Annotated in this window: 21 protein-coding genes; 14 read left to right on the top strand and 7 right to left on the bottom strand. The window is 64.4% G+C overall.

Translation table 11 applies throughout. From position 1 onward, the window contains the following. The first annotated feature begins 46 nt into the window (after positions 1-46). Complete coding sequence (locus ACQR07_RS30340; RefSeq protein WP_434866500.1) at positions 47-289, top strand: DUF1674 domain-containing protein; 243 nt, start codon at positions 47-49, stop codon at positions 287-289. A gap of 41 nt (positions 290-330) precedes the next feature. Here the strand turns inward: ACQR07_RS30340 and ACQR07_RS30335 are convergent, their stop codons facing one another. Both ACQR07_RS30335 and acs read right to left on the bottom strand, forming a co-directional pair. Then, positions 331-867: a L,D-transpeptidase gene (locus ACQR07_RS30335; protein ID WP_434905742.1), complete on the bottom strand. Its 537-nt coding sequence runs from the start codon at positions 865-867 to the stop codon at positions 331-333. A gap of 182 nt (positions 868-1049) precedes the next feature. Further along, positions 1050-2996: an acetate--CoA ligase gene (gene acs / locus ACQR07_RS30330; RefSeq protein ID WP_434905741.1), complete on the bottom strand. Its 1947-nt coding sequence runs from the start codon at positions 2994-2996 to the stop codon at positions 1050-1052. Positions 2997-3379: 383 nt separating this feature from the next. On the opposite strand from acs, the gene ACQR07_RS30325 reads away from it, so the two are divergent. Beyond that, positions 3380-4567: a DNA topoisomerase IB gene (locus ACQR07_RS30325; RefSeq protein WP_434905740.1), complete on the top strand. Its 1188-nt coding sequence runs from the start codon at positions 3380-3382 to the stop codon at positions 4565-4567. Positions 4568-4579: 12 nt separating this feature from the next. Here the strand turns inward: ACQR07_RS30325 and ACQR07_RS30320 are convergent, their stop codons facing one another. Next, positions 4580-4945 carry a hypothetical protein gene (locus tag ACQR07_RS30320; RefSeq protein ID WP_434905739.1) on the bottom strand — a complete coding sequence of 122 codons (366 nt, stop codon included), beginning with the start codon at positions 4943-4945 and terminating at the stop codon, positions 4580-4582. A 482-nt stretch (positions 4946-5427) separates the two neighbouring features. Between ACQR07_RS30320 and ACQR07_RS30315 the strand changes: the two genes are divergently transcribed. From ACQR07_RS30315 to ACQR07_RS30305, 3 genes are all read left to right on the top strand, one after another. Beyond that, on the top strand, positions 5428-5982 hold the full coding sequence (locus tag ACQR07_RS30315) for a fasciclin domain-containing protein (RefSeq protein WP_434905738.1): 555 nt from the start codon (positions 5428-5430) through the stop codon (positions 5980-5982). Positions 5983-6188: 206 nt separating this feature from the next. After that, positions 6189-6818, top strand: a complete 630-nt coding sequence (locus ACQR07_RS30310; RefSeq protein WP_434905737.1) for a cytochrome b/b6 domain-containing protein — start codon at positions 6189-6191, stop codon at positions 6816-6818. 14 nt (positions 6819-6832) lie between these two features. Next, on the top strand, positions 6833-7615 hold the full coding sequence (locus ACQR07_RS30305) for a molybdopterin-binding protein (RefSeq protein ID WP_434905736.1): 783 nt from the start codon (positions 6833-6835) through the stop codon (positions 7613-7615). Positions 7616-7779: 164 nt separating this feature from the next. Here ACQR07_RS30305 and ACQR07_RS30300 read toward each other — a convergent pair whose 3' ends face one another. Then, positions 7780-8976, bottom strand: coding sequence for a YbfB/YjiJ family MFS transporter (locus tag ACQR07_RS30300; protein ID WP_434905735.1), 1197 nt, complete (start codon positions 8974-8976; stop codon positions 7780-7782). A gap of 272 nt (positions 8977-9248) precedes the next feature. On the opposite strand from ACQR07_RS30300, the gene leuB reads away from it, so the two are divergent. From leuB to ACQR07_RS30280, 4 genes are all read left to right on the top strand, one after another. After that, complete coding sequence (gene leuB / locus ACQR07_RS30295) at positions 9249-10361, top strand: 3-isopropylmalate dehydrogenase (protein ID WP_434905734.1); 1113 nt, start codon at positions 9249-9251, stop codon at positions 10359-10361. 404 nt (positions 10362-10765) lie between these two features. Further along, positions 10766-12277 carry a sugar ABC transporter ATP-binding protein gene (locus ACQR07_RS30290; protein WP_434905733.1) on the top strand — a complete coding sequence of 504 codons (1512 nt, stop codon included), beginning with the start codon at positions 10766-10768 and terminating at the stop codon, positions 12275-12277. A 4-nt stretch (positions 12278-12281) separates the two neighbouring features. After that, the gene (locus ACQR07_RS30285; RefSeq protein WP_434905732.1) at positions 12282-13319 is read left to right on the top strand and encodes an ABC transporter permease; all 1038 of its coding nucleotides are present in this window, start codon (positions 12282-12284) and stop codon (positions 13317-13319) included. A gap of 96 nt (positions 13320-13415) precedes the next feature. Continuing rightward, positions 13416-14357 carry an ABC transporter substrate-binding protein gene (locus ACQR07_RS30280; RefSeq protein WP_434905731.1) on the top strand — a complete coding sequence of 314 codons (942 nt, stop codon included), beginning with the start codon at positions 13416-13418 and terminating at the stop codon, positions 14355-14357. A 131-nt stretch (positions 14358-14488) separates the two neighbouring features. Here the strand turns inward: ACQR07_RS30280 and ACQR07_RS30275 are convergent, their stop codons facing one another. Then, positions 14489-15376 (bottom strand): LysR family transcriptional regulator, encoded by an 888-nt coding sequence (locus ACQR07_RS30275; RefSeq protein WP_434905730.1) that lies wholly within the window; start codon positions 15374-15376, stop codon positions 14489-14491. 125 nt (positions 15377-15501) lie between these two features. On the opposite strand from ACQR07_RS30275, the gene ACQR07_RS30270 reads away from it, so the two are divergent. The 5 genes from ACQR07_RS30270 to ACQR07_RS30250 all read left to right on the top strand — a co-directional run bounded on the left by ACQR07_RS30270 (position 15502) and on the right by ACQR07_RS30250 (position 20724). Then, a complete protein-coding gene (locus tag ACQR07_RS30270; RefSeq protein ID WP_434905729.1) occupies positions 15502-16347 on the top strand; it encodes an EamA family transporter in 846 nt (281 codons plus the stop codon). 94 nt (positions 16348-16441) lie between these two features. Continuing rightward, positions 16442-17722 carry a DegT/DnrJ/EryC1/StrS family aminotransferase gene (locus ACQR07_RS30265; protein WP_434905728.1) on the top strand — a complete coding sequence of 427 codons (1281 nt, stop codon included), beginning with the start codon at positions 16442-16444 and terminating at the stop codon, positions 17720-17722. Beyond that, positions 17722-18471: an SDR family oxidoreductase gene (locus tag ACQR07_RS30260; RefSeq protein ID WP_434905790.1), complete on the top strand. Its 750-nt coding sequence runs from the start codon at positions 17722-17724 to the stop codon at positions 18469-18471. Before ACQR07_RS30265 ends, ACQR07_RS30260 begins: the two co-directional genes overlap by 1 nt. A 69-nt stretch (positions 18472-18540) precedes the next feature. Next, positions 18541-19554: a selenide, water dikinase SelD gene (gene selD / locus ACQR07_RS30255; RefSeq protein ID WP_434905727.1), complete on the top strand. Its 1014-nt coding sequence runs from the start codon at positions 18541-18543 to the stop codon at positions 19552-19554. Positions 19555-19563: 9 nt separating this feature from the next. Next, complete coding sequence (locus tag ACQR07_RS30250) at positions 19564-20724, top strand: cysteine desulfurase family protein (protein WP_434905726.1); 1161 nt, start codon at positions 19564-19566, stop codon at positions 20722-20724. 990 nt (positions 20725-21714) lie between these two features. Here the strand turns inward: ACQR07_RS30250 and ACQR07_RS30245 are convergent. After that, the gene (locus ACQR07_RS30245; RefSeq protein ID WP_434905725.1) at positions 21715-22095 is read right to left on the bottom strand and encodes a hypothetical protein; all 381 of its coding nucleotides are present in this window, start codon (positions 22093-22095) and stop codon (positions 21715-21717) included. Between the two features lie 228 nt (positions 22096-22323). Continuing rightward, positions 22324-23130: a hypothetical protein gene (locus tag ACQR07_RS30240; RefSeq protein ID WP_434905724.1), complete on the bottom strand. Its 807-nt coding sequence runs from the start codon at positions 23128-23130 to the stop codon at positions 22324-22326. Positions 23131-23139: the final 9 nt, after the last annotated feature.

Below are 23139 nucleotides of genomic sequence, written 5' to 3'. Positions count from 1 at the left end.
ATCTGATGAGGTCCGGAACGATCCGGATGAACGGTGGAATGGTACGATGAGCAACGAGTCCGACAGCGGTCCGAACAGCAAGCCCGCATTGGCCGTGGTCGCCAGCAATGATTCTCCGCGCAAGCCGCTGACGCCTGCCGCGCAGCGCGCGCTGGCCGAGGCCGAGGAACGGCGCCGGCGCGCCGCCGAGCAGGCGACGCCGCGGCCGAAGGAGTTGCAGGGACCGAAGGGCCCGGAACCGACGCGCTACGGCGACTGGGAGAACAAGGGAATCATCTCGGACTTCTGAGACGATGCGCGGCGACGCTCCCCGCGCGCCGGTTGGCCGCCTCAGCGCGTGACCACCACCGTGGTGCCGATCGACACGCGCTCGTAGAGATCGGTGATGTCGGTGTTGAGCATGCGGATGCAGCCGTAGGAGACGTAGCCGCCGACCGAGTTCGGCACGTTGGTGCCGTGGATCGCATATTCGCCGCCCGACAGCGTCATGGCCGCCACGCCCATCGGATTGCGCGGCGAGCCGCCGGGGATCACGTCGGGCAGCTCGGGCTTGTCGCGCCTGACGTCGGCGGGGGGCGCCCAGGCCGGGTTCTTGTACTTGCCATCGATCTTCGTCGTGCCGGCCCATTGCCGCCCGGCCTTGCCGACACCAACCGGATAAACCATCGCGTGGCTGCCATCGAGCACGAGATAGAGCCTTCGCTCGCCGGTCTTCACCACGATCGTGCCCGGCGAAAAGTCGCCGGCGATGCCGACCAACTCGGGCCGGGCCGATGCCGTGCCGCTCGTGACGACCAGCGCGCCGAGGGCGGCCGCTGCAAACGAGACTGCCTTTGCCGTCCTGATCGCCGCCAGCCGCATCGCCATTCCCCCACCCGTTGACGTCGGTGCCCGCTCCCCGACGGAAGCGCTCGGATGGCTTGAGGAAAGGAAAACTTCGTCTCCAAGTAAATGACACAAAAACAACACTCCCGCGGAATCAGCCGCGGGAGTGTCTCGACGCTTGACGAATCGGCGGCCGCGCATGGCGCCCGCCGGCTCGCGATGTCCTACGCCGGCTTGCGGTTCTGCCGATGCTGCACGAGGTCGTCGACGACGGCGGGATCGGCCAACGTCGAGGTGTCGCCCAGCGCGCCCGGCTCGTCCTCGGCGATCTTGCGCAGGATGCGGCGCATGATCTTGCCGGAGCGCGTCTTCGGCAGCCCCTGTGAGAACTGGATCTGGTCGGGCGAGGCGATCGGGCCGATCTCCTTGCGCACCCATGCGACGAGCTCCTTGCGCAGCTCCTCGCTCGGAGTCTCGCCGGCCATCAGGGTGACGTAGGCGTAGATGCCCTGGCCCTTGATGTCGTGCGGGTAGCCGACCACGGCAGCTTCCGAGACCTTCGGATGCGCGACCAGCGCGCTCTCGACCTCGGCGGTGCCCATGCGGTGGCCGGAGACGTTGATGACGTCGTCGACGCGGCCGGTGATCCAGTAATAGCCGTCGGCGTCGCGGCGGCAGCCGTCGCCGGTGAAGTACTTGCCCTTGTAGGTCGAGAAGTAGGTCATCTCGAAGCGCTCGTGGTCGCCATAGACCGTGCGCATCTGGCCCGGCCACGAGCGGGTGAGGCAGAGATTGCCTTCCGTGGGGCCTTCCAGCGTCTTGCCGTCGGCGTCGACGATCTCCGGCACCACGCCGAAGAACGGCCGTGTCGCCGAGCCCGGCTTCAGCCTGGTCGCGCCGGGCAGCGGGGTGATCAGGATGCCGCCGGTCTCGGTCTGCCACCAGGTGTCGACGATCGGGCAGCGGTTGTCGCCGACGACGCGGTGATACCACTCCCACGCTTCCGGATTGATCGGCTCGCCGACCGAGCCGAGCAGGCGCAAGGATGCGCGCGAGGTCTTGGTCACCGGGCCGTCGCCGCCCTGCATCAGCGCGCGGATCGCGGTCGGCGCGGTGTAGAAGATGTTGACCTTGTGCTTGTCGACGACGTTCCAGAACCGCGAATTGTCCGGATAGTTCGGCACGCCTTCGAACATCAGCGAGATGGCGCCGTTGGCCAGCGGTCCATAGAGGATGTAGCTGTGGCCGGTGACCCAGCCGACGTCGGCCGTGCACCAGTAGATGTCGCCCTCGTGATAGTCGAACACGTATTGGTGCGTCATCGACGCGTAGACGAGATAGCCGCCGGTGGTGTGCAGCACGCCCTTGGGCTGGCCGGTCGAGCCCGAGGTGTAGAGGATGAACAGCGGATCCTCGGCGTTCATGTGCTCGACCGGGCATTCGGTCGTCACCATCTCCGCGGCCTCGTGATACCAGAGATCGCGGCTCGGCTTCATCTCGATCTTGCCGCCGGTGCGCTTGACCACGACGACCCAGTCGACATTGTCGACCTTGTTCAGCGCGGCGTCGACATTGGCCTTCAGCGGCACCTTGCGGCCGCCGCGCAGGCCTTCGTCGGCGGTGATGACGACCTTGGAGTCGCAGTCCTTGATGCGCTGGGCGAGCGAATCCGGCGAGAAGCCGGCAAACACCACCGAGTGGATGGCGCCGATGCGGGCGCAGGCCAGCATCGCATAGGCTGCCTCCGGGATCATCGGCAGATAGATGGTGACGCGGTCGCCCTTCTTGACGTTGCGGTTGCGCAGGATGTTGGCCATCTTGCACACTTCGTCGTGCAGCTGACGATAGGTGATGTGCTTGGAGTCGGCCGGATCGTCGCCTTCCCAGATGATCGCGGTCTGGTCGCCGCGGGTCGCGAGATGCCGGTCGATGCAATTGTAGGCCGCGTTGAGGACGCCGTCCTCGAACCATTTGATCGAGATGTGGCCGGGGGCGAAGGAAACGTTCTCGATTTTCGTCGGCGGCTTGATCCAGTCGACGCGCCTGGCCTGCTCGGCCCAGAAGCCGTTGGGATCCTTGATCGAGCGCGCGTACATCTCCTGGTACTTCGCGTCGTCGACAAAGGCACGTTTCGTCCACTCGGCCGGAACGTCGTAGATCTTCTCGGACATTTCACACCCTCCACCATGCGGCCCGCGGATGAACCCCGTTCACAGGCCGTCGTTATCTGCACTATGCGTCCGCGTAACCGGCGGCGACAAGCCAAGACAAGTAGGACCTTCGGCGGGGAGGCGTTCTGCGCAGGATCAAAGAAATGTGCGCGGAGGTTGCGGCAGCCGTTCCTCGGCCGGCGCGCGCGACGCTGGTCGATCGTCAAGGTTACCCCTGATCAGCCCGGATGACGGTATTTTTGAACCATTTTGCCCAAAATTAGGGACTCGCCATTCTGCCTTCGACGCCCTAAATCGCCTTGAAGCTGTGGATAACCCGTCCGGAACCAAATCCCGGCTCGGGGCATTGAGCGGACAAGCACGGCGGCAGGGCGTCTAAAGCAATGATCGACCAGCAGAATTTCGAGAGCCCGCGGGTCGGCCCGGCCGATGCCGAGGTTGCGCTCGCGAAGGCGCTGGGCCAGTGGCCGCCGAAGCCGGGCCGCCGCAAGCTGACGCTGAAGGACCTCGCGCACGCCAAGACCGCCAATGCGCAGGCCAGTGCCAAGAGCTCGGTCGAGGAGCTGGCCAAGCGCATCGGCCTGAAGCTCGGCGACCAGACCGAGCTGACGATCCGCCGCATCAAGCGCGGCAAGAGCTACACTTTCCTGCGTGCCAACGGCACCCCGATCCGGCACGCCGGCACCATCCGCCGCCTGCATGCGATGGCGGTGCCGCCGGCCTATCGCGAGGTGCGCTACGCGCCCGATCCGAACCTGCATCTGCAGGCGGTCGGCGTCGACGCGGCCGGACGGCTGCAATACCGCTATCACGCCGACTGGGAGAAGGTGCGCGAGCATCGCAAGGCGCATCGCCTGGCCAAGCTGGTCGGCGCGCTGCCGCGCATCCGACGCGCGGTGTCGAAGCATCTCGCCGGCGACGAGCCGACGCGCGAATTCGCGCTGGCCGCGGTCATCGAGCTGATCGCGCGCACCGCGATCCGTCCCGGCAACGAATCCTATGCGCGGCTGAACGGCACGCGCGGCGCCACGACGCTGCTCAAGTCGAACGTCACGCTCGAGGACGACAGCCTGGTGCTGACGTTCAAGGCCAAGGGCGGCAAGGCGGTGCGCAAGGAGTGCGATGCCGCCAAGCTGGTGCGCGCTGTCGGCATTCTGCGCGGCGTGCCGGGCCGGCGCATGTTCCAGTATCGTGATGCGCAGCGCGTGGTCCGCGCGGTGTCGACCACGCAGGTCAATGCCTTCCTGCGCGAGATCGCCGGCATCAAGATCTCGCTGAAGGATTTCCGCACGCTGATGGCGTCAGCGGTCGCGCTGGAGACGCTGTCGCGGATCACGCCGGCCGCGAGCGCCCGCGGCCGCAAGAAGCAGATTCTGGAAGCGATCCGCGCCGCCGCCGACGAGCTCACCAACACGCCGGCGATCTGCCGCCGGAGCTACGTGCACGACACCATCGTGACTGCGTTCGAGGACGGCATTCTCGAACGCTTCGCCGCCACCATGAAGGGGCAGCGCTCCCAGACCCGCCGCGAGCAGCTGCTGGCCCAGGTTGTGATGGCCGCAGCCGCCTGACGCGGCCAACCGTCACGCCTGGCAGCGCGGTCCGATCTTGTTCGTGGCGAGGAAGCGGGCGATCGGGTCGAGCTGCTTGCAGGACACCGCCGCGGTCTTCGCTGACTCCGGATTGCGCTTGACGGGCCGCAGCACCGCGGCCTTGCCGCTCGCCTTTGCCCTGCGCGCGATCGACGCGTTACGCCCCGCACGCACGGCCTTCGAGACCAGCGGCAGACGCACGCCGTCATTGAGGTCGACCGGTTGCGTCTCGAAGCTGCGATCGGAGTCGCTTAGCGTATCGACGCCGGGAATGGGCTCGCGCATCAACGCGGATGTCGTCTCGTTGCCGAGGTCGCCCGGCGAGACCGCGGCCAGCACCATCTTGGTTGCAAGCAAGCAGCAGATTATCACGAGGCAGAACCCCGCAATCCAGATCGTTCTGTTCACTGTTGGAAACCCCCGCCGATCGCACCGGACAGTGCAGGACATCCCCTTCCCGCAGCCGGCGCCGTGACCACCAATCAACCTTAAGAAAGTCTTACTCGCAATATTTTCGGCAGCTTTGGCCGCCCTCGGCTGGCATCGTAGTTAATGGCCGAGTTTGCTCATTGGTCGTCGGCCAATGGCCCACATCGTACTGATCAGTTGGATACCGGCTGCGACATTGCGGCGCGCGGCATCTCGGCCAATGAACGGGCGAGACGATCGAGGGCGCGGTTGGTTTCACGGATCACGTTAAATTTTGACGCGAAACTCGCATCCCCGAGAAAGCGTAGCTCGGCCCGACACGACGCAAGAGCACACCTGCTCACGAGCATCGAATGTCGCAGTTGAACTCATCTTGCGGCCCTGCCGCCGCCTTTCATAGGGAGCTACCCATGTCCAAGCGCATTGCCCTTCTCGCTGCCGCCGCCTTCAGCACGCTGTCGCTGACCTCGACCTTCGTTGCGCCCGCACGCGCCGAGGAGAAGACCGTGATGGTCGGAGGCGCGGCGATGTTTCCGTCGAAGAACATCGTGCAGAACGCCGTCAACTCGAAGGATCACACGACGCTGGTCGCCGCGGTGAAGGCCGCCGGCCTGGTGCAGACGCTGGAAGGCAAGGGCCCGTTCACGGTGTTCGCGCCGACCAACATGGCGTTCGGCAAGCTGCCGGCCGGCACCGTCGATACGCTCGTGAAGCCGGAGAACAAGGCGACCCTGACCAAGATCCTCACCTATCACGTCGTGCCCGGCAAGCTCGAGGCCGCCGACCTGAAGGACGGCCAGATGCTGAAGACGGTCGAGGGCGAGCAGCTCACCGTCAAGCGCGAGGGCAGGAACGTCATGATCGTCGACGCCAAGGGCGGCACCTCGATGGTGACGATCCCGAACGTCAACCAGTCGAACGGCGTCATCCACGTGGTCGACACCGTGCTGATGCCGGCGTCGTAAGGATCAGGCCGGAACACCGGACACATCCGTTTCTTCCTCCTCCTCGCGGATGTGACCAGGAGCGAGCCGGGGCCACCCCCGGCTCGCTTTTTTGTGAGAGGCCCGCCAGCGAAAGCACCGATTTGCCGGTTTGCGCCCGTAACGGACCGCCAGCATTTCGCGTATATCTGTGGGAACCAGAGCCACCCCGAACCACCGAGCCCGCCATGTCCAGCATCGCCGCCACCGACACGACGATCAGCACGCCGAAAGCCAAGGTGATCCAGCCGGCCTGGGTGCGCGTCATGCACTGGATCAATGCCGTCGCGATGATCATGATGATCATGTCGGGCTGGCAGATCTACAACGCCTCGCCGCTGTTCGACTTCCGCTTCGACCGCAGCATCACGCTCGGCAGCTGGCTCGGCGGCGCGCTGCTGTGGCACTTCGCCGCGATGTGGCTGCTGATGCTGAACGGACTGGCCTATCTCGTTACGGGTCTCGTCACCGGCCGGTTCCGCCGCAAGCTGCTGCCGATCTCGCCGGCCTCCGTGCTGTCAGATCTCAAGGCCGCGCTGACCTTCAAGCTGTCGCATGACGATCTCTCCGCCTACAACGCCGTGCAGAAGCTGCTCTATCTCGGCATCATTCTCGTCGGCATCGTCGTCGTGCTGACGGGCCTGTCGATGTGGAAGCCGGTGCAACTGCACTGGCTCGTCAGCCTGTTCGGCGACTACCCGGCGGCGCGCTACGTCCATTTCGTCTGCATGGCGCTGATCTGCGCCTTCCTGGTGGTTCACATCGTGCTCGCGCTGCTGGTGCCGAAGAGCCTGCGCGCGATGATCACCGGCCGCTGAGAGGAGACTGCATCATGGCCAAGCGCCCGTTCCTCATTCCCGGCGTCGACAAGCGGCTTCTGATCAAGGACTCGCTGAAGGCGATGCCCGACCTCACGCGGCGCCGCTTCATTGCCGGCGGCGCGAGCCTCGGCGCGCTCACCCTGCTGACCGGTTGCGACGTCGTCGACGGCGACAGCGCCGAGGAGCTGTTGAAGAAGGTCTCCAAGTTCAACGACGCCGTGCAGTCCTGGATGTTCAATCCGGACGCGCTGGCGCCGACCTTCCCGGAGAGCGCGATCACCAAGCCGTTCCCGTTCAATGCCTACTACACGCTCGACGAGGCGCCGGAGATCGATGCGGCCGACTGGAAGCTCGAGGTCCGCGGTCTGGTCGACAACAAGAAGTCGTGGACGCTGGAGGAACTGCATGCGCTGCCGCAGGTCACGCAGATCACCCGCCACATCTGCGTCGAGGGCTGGAGCGCGATCGGCTCCTGGACCGGCACGCCGCTGCGGGACTTCCTCAAGCTGATCGGCGCGGATACTCGGGCGAAATATGTCTGGTTCAACTGCGCCGATGCGCAAGGCTACAACTCGCCGCTGGACATGCGCACCGCGCTGCATCCGCAGACACAGATGACGTTCAAGTTCGCCGACCAGATCCTGCCGCGCGCCTACGGCTACCCGATGAAGATCCGTGTTCCCACCAAGCTCGGCTTCAAGAACCCCAAATACGTCGTCGCGATGGAAGTCACCAACGACTACAAGGGCGGCTACTGGGAGGACCAGGGCTACAATTCGTTCAGCGGGAGTTGAGCTCCAGCTGATATGGCCGGATGACGGCGCCAACCTCCGCTGTCGTCCCGGCCTTGAGCCGGGACCCATAACCACCGGCCGGTATGAGGCAGGCAACTGCCAGCCATTTCCCTCGACAGCTTCCGCGGTATGGGTCCCGGCGTTCGCCGGGACGACACCGTTTGTTAGGCGCTGGCGGTGGGTTTCAACTTGCCCTGCAGCGCCGCCATCACCGCGCCCAGCAGCAACAACGCCGCCGAAACGTTCAGCGCATAGGTCAGGCTCCCCATCGCATCGGTGATCGCGCCGACGGCGAACGGGCCGAGGGTCTGCCCGACTCCGAACGAGATCGTCAGCGCCGCGATCGCGCGCGGCCACGCACTTTGCGGCAGGTTGAAGCGGACGAAGGCCGTCGTTGCCGTGGTCACCGTCGAGAAGGCGAGGCCGAACACCGCGGCCGACAGCGTCAGCATGACCGGCGAATGGCCGAGGGAGGGCAGGGCAGCGCCGACGGCGTTGATGGTGAGGATGAGCGCGGTGGGCCAGCCGCCGCGGTCGAGCGCCAGCACGCGGCGCCACACCCAGGGCGTGGTGAAGCCGGCGAGGCCAATCAGGCACCAGAATCCGGATTGTGCCGCGGCGCCGCCGCCGAGATCGCGGACGTAGGCGATCATGAAGGTGAGATAGGCGATGTAGCCGGCGCCATAAAGGAAGTAGCCGAACAGATAGACCGCCATCGGCCGCAGCGAGACGCGGTCGGCGCGGGTCTCCGGCATGGCGGCGTTCGCCGGGGCCGGCATCAGCAGCAGCGGCACGATCAGCACCGCGCCGACGCCGGCGAGCACCGCCCACACGATCCACCACGAACCGGGCCCGAACGCCTGCAGCACGAACGGTGCGATCAGGCCCGAGATGACGATGCCGAGCGGCGGCCCGGCATAGAACAGGCTCAGCACGAAGCTCGCCTGCGCCGGCCGCGCCAGGGCGACGCGCGCCGCCAGTGCGCCCCCGGCCACCAGCGCGACGCCGGCGCCGATCCCGGTCACGAGCCGCGCCGCGCTGAGCGCAACGAAGTCGCCGGTCATGGCGCAGACGATCAGCGACGCCAGCGCCGCCAAGGTGCCGCCGCGCACCGCGGCGAGCCCGCCGAAGCGCCGGGCCATGTGCGAGGCGATCAGCGCGCCGATCAGATAGCCGGCGGCGTTGACGGTGTTCATGAACCCGGCCGCCGAATACGACCAGTGCAGCGTGTCGCGCATGTCCGGCAGCACCAGTGCATAGGCGAAGCGGCCGATGCCGAGACCGATGATCGGACCCAATGACAGCGTGAGATTGGTCAGCGCCGGGCGGGCCGGTGTCGGGTGGGACGGGGGCTTTGGCAAGAACTGCTCCGGCGCGGCGCTCGGCCGGTAATTCATGCTGTTCGGCCGCGATTTCGCAGCACATTACCGCTCGCCCGATCACGGCAGAAGAGGGGCGCCGGCAATGGTGGCTTGCCAAGGGCGCAGGAGGGCTTTAGCACTCCGCCGATTTTGACAGCTCCCGTCATTGCCGGCCGCCCGCCCCGACCCGATCGGCGGCAGGCCGGCAATCCCAAGAATGATGGCTGCCCGCGCAAGGCCCGGGCATGACAAGCCCTACGAGGACAACGACTATGGCGACCCACAAGCTCCTGCTGCTGCCCGGCGACGGCATCGGCCCCGAAGTGATGGCCGAGGTGAAGCGGCTGATCGGCTGGCTCAACGGTAAGGGGCTCGCGTCGTTCGAGACCGAGGATGGTCTGGTCGGCGGCGCCGCCTATGACGCCCATGGTGCCTCGATCTCAGAAGCCGACATGGCCAAGGCCAAGGCGGCCGACGCCATCATCTTCGGCGCCGTCGGCGGTCCGAAGTGGGACGGCGTTCCTTATGAGGTCCGCCCCGAGGCGGGTCTGCTGCGCCTGCGCAAGGATCTCGGCCTGTTCGCCAATCTGCGTCCCGCCGTGTGCTATCCGGCGCTCGCCGATGCCTCCAGCCTGAAGCGCGAGATCGTCGAGGGCCTCGACATCATGATCGTGCGCGAGCTTACCGGCGGCGTATATTTCGGCGAGCCCAAGACCATCACCGATCTCGGCAACGGCCAGAAGCGCGCCGTCGACACCCAGGTCTACGACACCTATGAGATCGAGCGCATCGCCCGCGTCGCCTTCGACCTCGCGCGCAAGCGCAAGAACAAGGTGACGTCGATGGAGAAGCGCAACGTGATGAAGTCGGGCGTGCTCTGGAACGAGGTCGTCACCGCGGTCCACGCGCGCGAGTACAAGGACGTCACGCTCGAGCACCAGCTCGCCGATTCCGGCGGCATGAACCTGGTGAAGTATCCGAAGATGTTCGACGTCATCGTCACCGACAACCTGTTCGGCGACATGCTGTCGGACATCGCCGCGATGCTGACCGGCTCGCTCGGCATGCTGCCGTCGGCTTCGCTCGGCGAGGTCGACGCCAAGACCCACAAGCGCCGCGCGCTGTACGAGCCGGTGCACGGCTCTGCGCCGGACATTGCCGGCAAGGGCCTCGCCAACCCGATCGCGATGCTGACCTCGTTCGGCATGGCGCTGCGCTACTCGTTCGATCTCGGCAGCCTCGCCGACAAGCTCGACGCGGCAATCGCGGCCGTGCTGGCCTCCGGCCTGCGTACCGCCGACATCAAGGCCGAGGGCTCCACGCCGGCGTCGACCACGCAGATGGGCGAAGCGATCATCCAGGAGCTGGAGAAGCTCACGGCGTAATTGGCGCCGAGTTCGCGCTCCGCGCACGGTGCGCCCCCCTCCCCGCAAGGGGGAGGGGGGGGGCTCACCCCCGTTGCCGAGATTGCTCGAATCCGTCTCACGCGCGTTGTGTTCGATTGAGTCATCAAGCGTTGCAGCCCGTGTTCGTCTGCCGCGTTCAGCGCCCGCGCCTGTCAATTTTGCCTATGGACTTTCATTTCGGGATGACTAGCCTCACCCCAACGCCGCGCCGTTGAATGGACGTGGACTCGCAGCCGTCGGGAACGACGGATGCGAAGGTTGGGAGGACGAATGTGATCGCGGCTGCGATGCGATATGTCGCTCGCCATGCATGGGGTCGCCGCCAATTGCGGAGCCACGCTGCGGCGACGGCGGGCGACCTGCTTGATCACGCGCGCTGACGCATGACCGCGCCGCTCATTTCCGTTCACGGCCTGTGCAAGAGTTTCCCCGGCGTGCGGGCGCTGCACAATATCAGCTTCGACCTGGTTGCGGGCGAGGTCCATGCCGTGATGGGCGAGAACGGCGCCGGCAAGTCGACCTTGATGAAGATCCTCGCCGGCGTCTACCGCAAGGACTCTGGCGAGATCCTGTACGACGGCGCGAGCGTCGACTTCCCCGGACCGCGCGAGGCGCAGGCGGCCGGCATCGGCATCATCCATCAGGAACTGCAGCTGATGAACCACCTCACGGTGGCGCAGAACATCTTCATCGGCCGCGAGCCGATGAAGGCGTTCGGGCTGCTGCTCGACGAGGACCGGCTCAACCGGCAGGCGGACGAGCTGCTCGGCCAGCTCAATCTGGCGATCGACCCGCGCACCGTCGTCGGCGGGCTCACGGTCGCCAAGCAGCAGATGGTGGAGATCGCCAAGGCGCTGTCGTTCAACTCGCGCGTCCTGATCATGGACGAGCCGACGGCGGCGCTGAACAATCGCGAGATCGCCGAGCTGTTCAAGATGATCCGCGCACTGAAGGCGCGCGGCGTCGGCATCGTCTACATCTCCCACAAGATGGACGAGCTGAAGCAGATCTCCGATCGCGTCACCGTGCTGCGCGACGGCGAGTATGTCGCGACGGTGCCTGCTGCGACCACGCCGATCGAGACCATCATCGGCATGATGGTCGGGCGCACCTTGAGCGACGCGCGCGTGGCCGGCGCGCAGCCCGCCGGCGAGATCGCGCTCGAGGTGCGCGGCCTCAATTGCGGCCCGCTGGTGCGCGACGTCAGCTTCGCCTTGCGCAAGGGCGAGATCCTCGGCTTCGCCGGCCTGATGGGCGCCGGCCGCACCGAGGTCGCGCGCGCGATCTTCGGCGCCGACGCCGTGCCCACCGGCGAGATCCGCGTCAACGACCGCGCCGTGACCATCCGCACCCCGGCACATGCGGTCTCCCATGGCATCGGCTATCTCTCCGAGGACCGCAAGCGCTTCGGGCTGGCCACCGGCATGGACGTCGAGTCCAACGTCGTGATGTCCAATCTCGCGAGCTATCTCGCGATGAAGTTCATGCTGCGCAAGCGCGCGATCCGTGACACCGCCGGCCGCTTCATCAAGATGCTCAACATCCGCACGCCGTCGGCGTCGCAGCAGGTCCGGCTGCTGTCCGGCGGCAACCAGCAGAAGATCGTGATCGCCAAATGGCTGGATCGCGATTGCGACATCCTGTTCTTCGACGAGCCGACGCGGGGCATCGACATCGGCGCCAAGAACGAGATCTACCGGCTGCTGCGCGCGCTGGCCGACCAGGGCAAGGCGATCGTGATGATCTCCTCGGAGCTGCCGGAAGTGATCAGGATGAGCGACCGCATCGTCGTGATGTGCGAGGGCCGCATCACCGGCGAGTTGTCGCCGGACGAGGCTACGCAGGAGCGGATCATGCAGCTGGCCACCCAGCGCGAAACCATGAAGGCAGGCTGACGGCATGAGCGACCCGGCACTGGTCAAGGATCACAAGGACGGAATCGCGCCGAGCAGCGCTGTCGCCGCGTTGCGTCGCCGGCTGCTCGGCCCCGCGGCGCTGCAGAAGCTGCTGGCGTTCGCAAGCCTGGTGCTGCTGATGATCTATTTCAGCTTCGCCTCGCCGGCCTTCATGCAGACCGACAACATGATCAACATCCTGCAGGCGACGGCAGTCAACGGCGTGCTGGCGATCGCCTCGACCTTCGTCATCATCACCGCCGGCATCGACCTGTCGGTCGGCACGCTGATGACGTTCTGCGCGGTCATGGCGGGCGTGTTCCTGACCTATTGGGAGCTGCCGATGTGGACGGGCGTCATCGCTGCGATCGTCACCGGCGCGCTGTCGGGGGCGTTGTCGGGCACGGTCATCACCAAGATGAAGGTGCCGCCGTTCATCGCCACGCTCGGCATGATGCTGGTGCTGAAGGGCCTGGCCCTTGTCGTCTCCGGCAGCAAGCCGATCTACTTCACCAACACCGAGAACTTCTCGATGATCTCGCAGGATTCGCTGCTCGGCGCCATCGTGCCGGACCTGCCGATTCCCAATGCGGCGCTGATCCTGATCGTGATGGCGGTGCTGGCCTCGATCGTTCTCAACCGCACCGCGCTCGGCCGCTACACCTTCGCCATCGGCAGCAACGAGGAGGCGGTGCGTCTCTCCGGCGTCAATGTCGACCGCTGGAAGATCATCATCTACGGCCTCGGCGGCGCGATCTGCGGCGTGGCGGGCCTGCTGATCGCCTCGCGCATCAATTCCGCGCAGCCGGCGCTCGGCCAGGGCTATGAGCTCGACGCCATCGCCGCGGTCGTGATCGGCGGCACGTCGCTGAGCGGCGGCACCGGCACCATCCTTGGCACCATCATCGGCGCCTTCATCATGAGCGTGCTGACCAATGGCCTGCGTATCCTCTCGGTGGCGCAGGAATGGCAGTTCGTCGTCACCGGAATCATCATCATTCTCGCCGTCTATGCCGACATGCTCAGGCGAAACCGCGCCTAATGCCAGAGGAGACCACGCCGGCCGCCCTCAGCGGCGGCCATTGCAACAACAACCATGTCAAACGAGACAATCAGCATCACCAACGGAGGAACCCCCATGTTGAAGAAGCATCTCCTGGGCGTCGCGCTCGGCGCCCTCATCGCTGCCGGCGTGTCCGCAGGCGCCCGCGCCGAAGACGTCTACATCCCGCTCGTGTCCAAGGGCTTCCAGCACCAGTTCTGGCAGGCCGTGAAGCTCGGCGCCGAGCAGGCCGCGAAGGCCGCCAACGTCAAGATCACCTTCGAGGGACCGGAAACCGAGGCCATGGTCGACAAGCAGATCGACATGCTCTCGGCTGCGCTCGCCAAGAAGCCGCAGGCGATCGGCTTTGCCGCGCTCGACTCCAAGGCCGCGATTCCGCTGCTGAAGAAGGCCGAGGCGGGCAAGATCCCGGTGATCGCGTTCGACTCCGGCGTCGACAGCGACATCCCACTGACGACCTGCACCACCGACAACCTCGCCGCGGCGGGCCTCGCCGCCGACAAGATGGCGGGTCTGATCGGCGATGCCGGCGAGGTCGCCGTCGTCGTGCACGACCAGACCAGCCGCACCGGCATCGACCGCCGCGACGGCTTCCTGAAGCAGATGAAGGACAAGCATCCAAACATCAAGATCGTCAGCGTGCAGTATGGCGGCGGCGATCAGCTGAAGTCGACCGAGATCACCAAGTCGATCCTGCAGGCCAACCCGAACGTCAAGGGCATCTTCGGCGCCAACGAAGGCTCGGCGATCGGCGTGCTCAACGGCGTCAAGGAGATGAAGAAGAAGATCGTCGTGATCGGCTACGATTCCGGCAAGCAGCAGAAGGCCGCGATCAACTCGGGCGAGATGGCCGGCGCCATCACCCAGAACCCGATCGGCATCGGCAGCTGCACCGTCGACGCCGCCGTCAAGGCCCTGAAGGGCGAGAAGCTGCCCAAGGTCACCGACACCGGCTTCTACTGGTACGACAAATCCAACATCGGCGACGCCAAGATCGCAGCGGTGCTGTACGACTGAGACGATAGGGGCGGACGAGCGGACAATCGCACGGAACGACCGGGGATTCCCGCTCGTCCGCTTCCACGTCGTGATTGCGGTCAAACTTCCTTCTGGGATCGCGTCGCGAGCGACACGTACCAGCCGCGGTGTCACAGCATGGAGAATTCCTGCAACGTACGCAGCACCGTGAGAACCGCAGGGTCGGCGGACTTTGATGCCCGGTGCGCAAGACCAAGTGATCGGATCAGGTTCGGGCGTAGCCTTCTCACTTGGAAATTGCTGCGATCATGGTCATGAGCGTGTGGAAGCGGCAGGATTGCTGCGGCTTGGCCTGCTGAGACCAGGCTCAATATTGCTTCAGGATAGTTGATCTGCATTCGCGGCTTTGGGACGAGCCCGGCCTTTCCGAACCAAGCGGCGACGAGAAGGTACATCTGGGTCTTGGGCTCGAGCGTAATCCATGGACGAGTGGCCAGCCATTGCGGCGTCACCCGTGCAGGAGCTTCCCAATCGTTGGGCACAAAGGCAGCCATCGGGTCATTGCGCCAGGTCGTAATCCTGACCCCGGCGCAGAACGGTTGCGGGACTGCAACAATCCCGATGTCGATCCCACCGGCCTGCAGCCTTATCATGGCTTCGGCAGAGCTCATGACCTGGAGCTTGATTTCGACGCCTGCGTTGCGTTGGCCAAGCAGCGACAACACAGCTGGCAGCAGTTGGGAGTTCACCCCGGCAGAAGTCGCCACTCGTACAATTCCCTCCTTTCCCTCGGCGCGCCTTCGAACCCGCTGGCCCAGGTCTTCCGCGTTCGCCAGCAATTGACGTCCGCCCTCAACCAAAGCGACGCCAGCCGGCGTCAGGCTGGCTCGACGATGTCCGCGATCGAGTAGTCGTGTGCCAATCCGCGATTCCAGCTCGCGGAGGTGCAGGCTGACGGTCGGCGGTGCGAGATGCAGCGCTTGCGCGGCTGCCGCCAAGGTTCCGAGATCTGCGATGGCGATGAGAGTCTGGAGCTGGTCGAGATTGAAGTTTCGCATTCAGATTTTCTGACGGCTCACGCTAGAAAATTCAACTTTACCCGCGACGGATGGAAATTCAAACAGGGACCGCTCCGTCAGTGTTGACCTGACCGCAAAAGCTACGCGCTGAGGAAATCGACGCTGTGACGAATGATGTCCTTTTGGCCGTATTGGTCGCCGCGTTGATGAATGCCGTTTGGAACAGCGCAATCAAGATTGGAGGTGACAAGGTCGTCGTGATGGCACTGACGACCCTGGTCGGAAGCGTCGCTTCTCTTCTTGCGCTCCCGTTCATTGGAGTGTCGCTGGCAACGTCATGGGAGCTGCTGGCAGTCTCCATCGTGCTCCACACGGTCTACCATCTTGTCCTTGCATCCGCTTACCAGCATGGTGATCTTGGACATGTCTATCCAATTGCGAGGGGCGGGGCGCCGCTTCTGGTGACGCTGGCCGCCGCGACGGTCTTGCTCGAGCTGCCGACCGTTCCAGAAATGATCGGAATTGCGTGTCTCAGCGTCGGCGTGCTGGCCATTGCGGTTGGGAATCGCAGGGGTGAGAGCGGCCGGCGGGGGACGGCCTACGCGCTTTTGACGAGCGCCATGATCGCTTCATATACCTTGATTGACGGCCTCGGCGCCAGGAATTCGGCCTCGGCCTTGCAGTTCGGCGTGCTTCTCACGATCGGCGACGGCATCGCTACGGCGCTCATCGTCGTGATGTGGAGAGGCAGGTCGGCATTCGTCAACACGGATCTCAGGACCGGATTGCTGATCTCGCTCGCTGGCATCATGCAGATTGGCGCCTACTGGATTGCCGTGTGGGCGTACGCGCGCGCCCCACTGGGTGCCGTATCAGCCCTCAGAGAAAGCAGCGTCTTGTTCGTCACTCTGATCTCAACGTTCCTGCTCAAGGAAAGGCTGGGAATGCAGCGCATTGCCTGCGCGTCCCTGGTGCTCATCGGGATCGTCCTCGTAAGAATCGGGCACTAGCGCAGTTGACGGGCGCTCCCCGACGTCGGTGGAGCATTGAAACAGCAGAACATGACGGTTGCCAACCACGTGCCGAACAGGAGGCAATAGACCTATGGCGTTCAACCATCTTGCTATCGAGGGCGGAAGGCCGGTGCGAACGGCGCACTGGCCACGGTTCGACAAGGGCGATGTCGATCTTGACGAAAGGGAGACTGAAGCCGTCAATCGTGTCCTGCGGAGCAGGCTTCTGTTTCGATATGACGCTCGACCCCTCGCCGATACCGAGGTCGGACGATTCGAAGCCGAGCTGTGTGCATATTTCGGCGTCAAGTACGCGCTCGCGGTTTCCAGCGGGACGGCGGCAATTGCGCTCAGCTTGATGGCGCTGGGTGTGAAGGCCGGCGACGAGGTGATCTGCTCATCCTTTGCCTTCGCTGCCGATCCAAGCAGTATCATACTGTCGGGCGCGCGGCCTGTTCTCGCGGACGTCGATCGGCACATCCACATGGATCCGGCTGACCTCGAGGCGCGGATCACCAGCAGGACGAAGGCCGTCCTGCTGGTGCATCAACGTGGGCAGGCGGGAGATATTGAAGCCATTCTTGATGTGGCCCGACGTCACTCGTTGCCGGTTGTCGAGGACGCAGTCCCGGCGATGGGAGCGAAGATGGGCGTAAGGCATCTCGGCACGTTCGGCCACTTCGGCGCGTTCAGCACGCAGGCCGACAAATCCCTCAATACGGGCGAGGGCGGATTTCTTCTCACGAACCATGCGGATCTGTTCGAAAAGGCCGTGTTGCTGTCGGGCGCCTATGAAACGCGTTCGCGCAAGCATTGCTCGTGGGAAATGATGGCGAGAGAACAAGAGTTTCCGTTGTTCAATTTTCGCATGGACGAGATTCGAGGCGCAATCGCTCGTGTCCAATTGGAGAAGCTGCCGCACCGCCTGGCAACGCTACAGCGGAACTATCGGCGGCTATGCACATTCCTTGCCTCCTATCCCGAGGTGCTGCCGCGTCGCTCTTGCGCCGCTGAAGCAACACTAGGGCACTACATCGTCTTCCAGCTTTCCGACTCCGATTCTGAAGATGCCCAATGGGTGGCTGACGCATTGAGTGCGGAAGGGGTCGATGCCGGCTGCTTCGGCATTCTCGGACGGCCGAACATTCGATCTTTTTGGAATTGGGAGTTTCTCTATCCGGGAAAGACGTGGTCTGAGATCAGGGCGATGCTGTCGGCAACGAGCCGAATGCTGGACCTCACGATCGATGTTCCGCTGTCCCCGGCACTGAAGTTAGCAGATCTGAACGATCTCGAGTCCGCGTTCGCGAAGGTTCTCGATGCACGGAGAGAGCGTCGCGCAGTCCGATTGCCTGCAAGGAATTTGGCGTGATGGTCGCTGATGATGCAGGCCGTCGTGATGGTGCAACGAAGGCCGCGAAGACCGTGGCTGTCGTGACCGGCGCATCCAGCGGAATCGGGATGGCCATTGCCAGGACGCTGGGGAGGCGCGGCTTTGCAGTCATGGCCCATGGGCGCCGTGGCGACCGTCTGCGCGCACTCGCGGAGGACGTCGCCGACTTGGGTTGGATCGCAGGCGATCTGACCGAAAAAGGGGCCTGTGAGCGACTGATCGCTGAGGCGATTCAGCGGTTCGGGCACATCGATTGTGTCATCAACTCTGCTGGTCGGAACCAAACGGGACTGGTCGACGAGATCGACGTCGATGCAGCCTGCGAAATGGTGCGCATCAACGTCGAATGCGCCTATCGGCTCTCGTATCTCGTGTTGAGGTATTTCAAGCAACGCGGGGTGGGGGATCTGATCCATATTTCGAGTGTCATGGGCTACAAGGTTCGTGAGAGTGGTGGCGCCTACGCGGGCACCAAGCACGCGTTGGAAGCCCTGTGCGAGGCGCTTCGCATGGAGTTCGCCAGAACCAGCATTCGCGTTTCTTGCGTTGCGCCCGGATTGTGCAGAACTGAACTGCACCGCGACCAGGCGATCCATCCGTCGATCTCGCGAAACATTGATCCGCTGTCGCCGACCGACGTCGCTGACGTCGTGACGTGGCTCATCGACATGCCAAAACGAATAAACATACCAAAACTGGTGATGCTCCCGCAGGGGCACGTGATCTAATTCATCCAACTCTCACGGTCGACAGTGAGGAAAGAAACGATAGCATGAGTGGTATCAGTCTCACGAGCTATGCGCGAACTGGCGGATGTTCGTGCAAGCTTGGCGCGCGGGAGCTGGCGGCCTTGTGCGCCATTACCCGAGCTGGGTCGTGCAAGTCTTGCTGATCAAGCGAAGGACGATGCGGCCATATTGCCGATAGGCAACGAACTCGCATTGGTGTCATCGATCGATTTCCAGAATCCGATCGTGGATGATGCAGTTGTGGCCGGCGAGATCGCGGCCAAGAACGCCCTCAGCGACATCTTTGCGTGCGGCCTGCGACCGATGTACGCTGATGTCGTCCTGGTCCTGCCCTACGGCGACCATGCAGTGGCGATTGGCCAGGACCTCATGCGGGGCATCTCGCGGGCTTGCCGCGAGGACAATTGCACCATAGTCGGCGGGCACACGATTCTCGGGGAGGCGCCCATCGTCGGTCTGTCGGTGTTCTCCATCTCGCCCTTGGATGTGGTCAAGCGCAAATCGGGCGCGCGGGTAGGCGACGTTCTTCTCCTGACGAAACCGTTGGGCAGCGGCATCGCGATCGCGGCGCACCAGCAAGGTGTCTTGACCAGTGAGGACTATGCTGTGGCGCTGGAAACGCTTCGGCAATCCAATCGGGTCGGAGCGCGTCTGGGATCGCTGAGTCCAGTTTCAGCCATGACGGACATTACCGGCTTCGGCCTGTTGGGGCGTATGACCGAAGTCGCTGAGGGAAGCGGGGTCAAGCTTCGTTTGCGGTCGGGGAAGGTGCCGCTTCTGCCGGGAATCACCGGCGCTGCCCGAGAGGGCGCGGTGCCGAATCTGGGCGAGAAGAATCTGCATGCCTATCAGGACAAGGTTCGATTCGTGAGTGATGTGACGGAGCACAGACGCCTCATTCTTTCTGATCCTCAGACAAATGGAGGCTTGCTCGTCGCTGTCAGGTCGACGGCCCTGGAACAGGTACAGGCCATCATGATGGAGCATTCGATCTCGGCCCACATGATCGGCGACGTAGTGCAGCACGCGGCCAATGACGCGTGGGTCGAGGTCGTTGAGTAGATTGATATCATGGCAACGACCAGCAGTTCTCTCTTTTCCGGTACGATATCCGGTGTCTACCTGGATCACCAGGCGACTGACCGACCACGTCCCCAAGCGATTGAGGCTGTGAAGCGGTGCATGGAGCACTATTTCGGCAACGCCAGCGCGCTTGCGCATGAGCGGGGCAAGCTTTCGCGACATCACCTCGAGAAGTTCAGACGAGCAACGGCCTCGGTCGTGGGTGCTTCAGGAGAGTCCCTGGTCTTCACGAGTGGCGCGACCGAGGGAAACAACTTGGTCATCATGTCCGAGGGGCGGCGGCCAGGAGCCCATTTGGTCGTGTCCTGCATCGAGCACAAATGCGTGCTGGAAAGTGCCATCCGCGCGAAAGAGCTTGGAGCGAGGGTTTCCGTAGTGCCTGTGGACGGCCGGGGCGTCATCGATCTGGACGCTCTCAGAAGAACCCTCGCTGAAGGCGCCACGTTGATCTCGGTGATGACTGCAAACAACGAAATCGGGACGATTCAGCCGTTCGAGGAGATTAGTCGCCTATGCGCCGCGACCGGCGCTCGATTTCACACGGATGCAGCCCAGGCGGTTGGCAAGATCCGAGCCAGCGTGAAGGCGTTTGGTGCAGACTATGTCAGCTTCACTGCGCACAAATACGGCGGGCCTCAAGGCATTGGCGCGGTCGTTTGCAGTGCGACCGTTGTCGACGACATGCGCCCTTTGCTGGTCGGCGGCGGTCAAGAGCGCGGCATGCGGCCCGGCACGACGCCCGTTCAGCTTTGTGCCGGCATGGCTGCGGCTTCGCTGGCCCTGGTGGAGAACATTGATGGCGAAATTTCACGTATGCGCCTCCTTAAGCGCCGCTTATTGGATGGATTGTATTCCGTCGGCCCATTTTTCACGAATGGTGACGCCGAACGCGGACTCTGCAACAATCTCAATGGTGGATTTGATCGGATCCCTGCCGCATTGCTCATGCGAAGGGTCCCGAGCGTGCATTTTTCAGTCGGGTCGGCGTGCACAACTGGGGCTGACGCAAGCCACGTTCTCACGGCGATCGGCTTGAAGTCGCAGCAAATTCAATCGAGTTTCAGGCTGAGCATGGGTTGGTCTACGACCGAGCAGGATATCGACGATGCCGTGGCCGCGTTTGGAGCAGCGCTGAAGACGCTTCGTTGAGGTATTCCGCTTGCGGCAAGCTATCGAGCATGCCCGATTGCTGGCCGCATGTCCGTCACAAAGCGCGTCGTTTTGACCGACGCCGCTTTGTTGCGACTGGCCAGGCCAATCAGATCAGGAGCGCCACGCCACGGGACTGATGGCCGCAGGGTGCGGGACTGTCTCAGCTGCTGCCTTCGCGGCAGGAAGCCTGTTGCGGCCACGCGGCAATCATCGGATCCCCCGGTCGGGTCACTCGAACGAATTCGGATATGCCGAGTCCTGGCGCCGCGCGGGACCGTGAAGGTCTCGCTGCCCGACGGGCGACTCGGTTCGCGGCGCTTGCGCGACTTGCTTCGACGGAGCCGGCCGCGCCCGCGCCATACCGCGCAAAATCCCCTGCGTCCAAACACTCATTTCGCCCGCGCTTTCAGTCTGATGACCGGATTCAGCGCACCCGTTGCAAGATTTTTGTTTCGCTTTTCCAGAATTCGTGCTCTCTTCACCGCATCCTGCTTCACCGGCAAGGGGCGTTTCGCGGTCGTCACGAGGCGTGAGGTGGGGATGCGGTGGCCGCGAGGGCTCGCAGCATGTCCTTGACGGATGTGCGGACGAACGAGGCTCTTGCGGACGTGAAGCTGCGTGGTCCTGGCGCCCCGAAGCTGGCGCCAAGTTCGGTGGTGATGATGATCCGCCGGACGACGGTGGCTAACAGGCCGGACACCGGGGAGAGCGCAGAGTAAGCGTGAAAACCATCGCGCAGGGAGGGCCGGGTCAAGCCGGCTGTACCTGTGGTTCCTGCCCCGTGCATTCTTTCCGCACGGGGGCCACGGGCCTCAGCCGAGGCCCGGCCTTCCCTGCGCCCTTGCTTTGAGAGGGCGACGAGACACCAAATGCTCGGACGCGAAAGCGGGCGCGAGGATGAGATGCCGTGCCTGCAATCACGCCGTGCCCCGAAACGAAAAAGCCGGGCATAGCCCGGCCTTCCCAGATCCAATCATGCCGTGCCGCTCAGTACAGCGGAATGCCCCGCGGATAGCCGCCGAGATCGGTCGGCGCCATCAGCGGCTGCCGGTCGATCGGGCGGTTGAGGTTCTCGCGGGCGAACGACGGATAACCGGCGGTCGGCGGGAAGGCGTAGTCGGTGAACTTGCGATCGCCGGGCAGCACCTCGGTGCCGCCGTCCAGGAAGGAGCGCTTGCTGACGAACACCCGGGTGCGCGGGCCGGCCTGGTAGGAATAGTTCGGGCTGCCGGCGGTGCTGACCACTGTCACGCGGCGCTTGCTGGGGGCGGCATCAGCGGACGTGACGGCAAGCGACGCCGCAGCAAGACCGGTCGCGGCGACCGCCGCCAAGGTCAAGGCCCGGGTCATGGCAGAAAATTCAATCATCACGTCCTCTTCCTCGCGCCAAAAGGGGCGGGCGCTCGCCATGCGCATGATTTGGCCCGCACAATATCTGCGTCGGCTGTGGCATCACAAGGTCATTCCGGCGGCGACGGCCAAGATAAATGCCCGCTGTGGCGGGAAAGTTGCATCAAAATCCGTAACTTGCCGCGAGCGCCGAACGTTTGGACAGGGCCCGAAACAGTCCGCAACAGGCAGACGCGATCCGTTGGCTCAGAGCGGGCCGCGCAGCTTGGGATTGTCGAGCGCGCTGATCCAGTCGTTGAGGGTCTTGGCGACCCCCGGTACATCGCAGTCGGTGCGGCGCGGCTCGGCCTGGGCGAACAGCTCGGTCAGGGCCGGGTCGTGGGCAGCCGACGACAGCAGGGTCAGGCGGTTGAGCATGCAGCCGACCGCGGCGCGCCGGGTCTGCAGCGCGACGCCCTGGCAGGACCATCCGGAAATGCGCAGCGCCGGGACGGCGATCGTCTTCAGAAAGCCGAGGCAGGCGCCTGGGCCGTCCGGAGCGCCGGCCTGGCGCAGCAGGCTGACCGGGCCGAACCGGCTATCGACGATCCCCGCCGCTTCGAGATCGGGCGCGTGGCGACCCATGCGCGACGCGAGCTGCCCGACCGGGTTGCGCATGCCCTCGCGCTCCGGTCCGATCCGGTAGACTTCGATTTCGGCCGCTGGCCGGCCCGCCCGCTCACCCCAGCGCAGCACGTCCTTGCGGCCGCCCGCCGCATGGGTGAGCACGGTGTAGGTCGCGGTCTTGTCGGGCTGGTCGGTGAGGCGGAGCGAAAACGCCGGAGCGGCGCCGTCGGCTGGGGCCCAGCCCGGCCGGGCGGCGAAATCGACCCCGTCGCCGCCGTCGAGACGGCTCCAGGCGGCCGCGCCGAGCATGGCGATCAGCGCCAGAGCCCCCACATAGGCGAACAGGCGCGCGAACGTCCCGCAGATCTCATCGACCACGGCCTTGAGGGCCGACGAGATCGGGGGATTGCGGGGCGCGGCGGCTGTTCTGGCCGAATCGGGAAGCATCGAATGCGA

This window comes from Bradyrhizobium sp. HKCCYLS20291 (assembly GCF_051167715.1).
Lineage (GTDB): Bacteria > Pseudomonadota > Alphaproteobacteria > Rhizobiales > Xanthobacteraceae > Bradyrhizobium.
This window is presented reverse-complemented; position numbering and strand designations above follow the sequence as displayed.

Bases quoted from the DNA above. Each gene is read 5' to 3' on its own strand.
- ACQR07_RS30340 (WP_434866500.1), top strand. From the start codon at position 47: ATGAGCAACGAGTCCGACAGCGGTCCGAACAGCAAGCCCGCATTGGCC.
- ACQR07_RS30335 (WP_434905742.1), bottom strand. From the start codon at position 867: ATGGCGATGCGGCTGGCGGCGATCAGGACGGCAAAGGCAGTCTCGTTT.
- acs (WP_434905741.1), bottom strand. From the start codon at position 2,996: ATGTCCGAGAAGATCTACGACGTTCCGGCCGAGTGGACGAAACGTGCC.
- ACQR07_RS30325 (WP_434905740.1), top strand. From the start codon at position 3,380: ATGATCGACCAGCAGAATTTCGAGAGCCCGCGGGTCGGCCCGGCCGAT.
- ACQR07_RS30315 (WP_434905738.1), top strand. From the start codon at position 5,428: ATGTCCAAGCGCATTGCCCTTCTCGCTGCCGCCGCCTTCAGCACGCTG.
- ACQR07_RS30310 (WP_434905737.1), top strand. From the start codon at position 6,189: ATGTCCAGCATCGCCGCCACCGACACGACGATCAGCACGCCGAAAGCC.
- ACQR07_RS30305 (WP_434905736.1), top strand. From the start codon at position 6,833: ATGGCCAAGCGCCCGTTCCTCATTCCCGGCGTCGACAAGCGGCTTCTG.
- leuB (WP_434905734.1), top strand. From the start codon at position 9,249: ATGGCGACCCACAAGCTCCTGCTGCTGCCCGGCGACGGCATCGGCCCC.
- ACQR07_RS30290 (WP_434905733.1), top strand. From the start codon at position 10,766: ATGACCGCGCCGCTCATTTCCGTTCACGGCCTGTGCAAGAGTTTCCCC.
- ACQR07_RS30285 (WP_434905732.1), top strand. From the start codon at position 12,282: ATGAGCGACCCGGCACTGGTCAAGGATCACAAGGACGGAATCGCGCCG.
- ACQR07_RS30280 (WP_434905731.1), top strand. From the start codon at position 13,416: ATGTTGAAGAAGCATCTCCTGGGCGTCGCGCTCGGCGCCCTCATCGCT.
- ACQR07_RS30275 (WP_434905730.1), bottom strand. From the start codon at position 15,376: ATGCGAAACTTCAATCTCGACCAGCTCCAGACTCTCATCGCCATCGCA.
- ACQR07_RS30265 (WP_434905728.1), top strand. From the start codon at position 16,442: ATGGCGTTCAACCATCTTGCTATCGAGGGCGGAAGGCCGGTGCGAACG.
- ACQR07_RS30260 (WP_434905790.1), top strand. From the start codon at position 17,722: ATGGTCGCTGATGATGCAGGCCGTCGTGATGGTGCAACGAAGGCCGCG.
- selD (WP_434905727.1), top strand. From the start codon at position 18,541: ATGCGCGAACTGGCGGATGTTCGTGCAAGCTTGGCGCGCGGGAGCTGG.
- ACQR07_RS30250 (WP_434905726.1), top strand. From the start codon at position 19,564: ATGGCAACGACCAGCAGTTCTCTCTTTTCCGGTACGATATCCGGTGTC.
- ACQR07_RS30245 (WP_434905725.1), bottom strand. From the start codon at position 22,095: ATGATTGAATTTTCTGCCATGACCCGGGCCTTGACCTTGGCGGCGGTC.
- ACQR07_RS30240 (WP_434905724.1), bottom strand. From the start codon at position 23,130: ATGCTTCCCGATTCGGCCAGAACAGCCGCCGCGCCCCGCAATCCCCCG.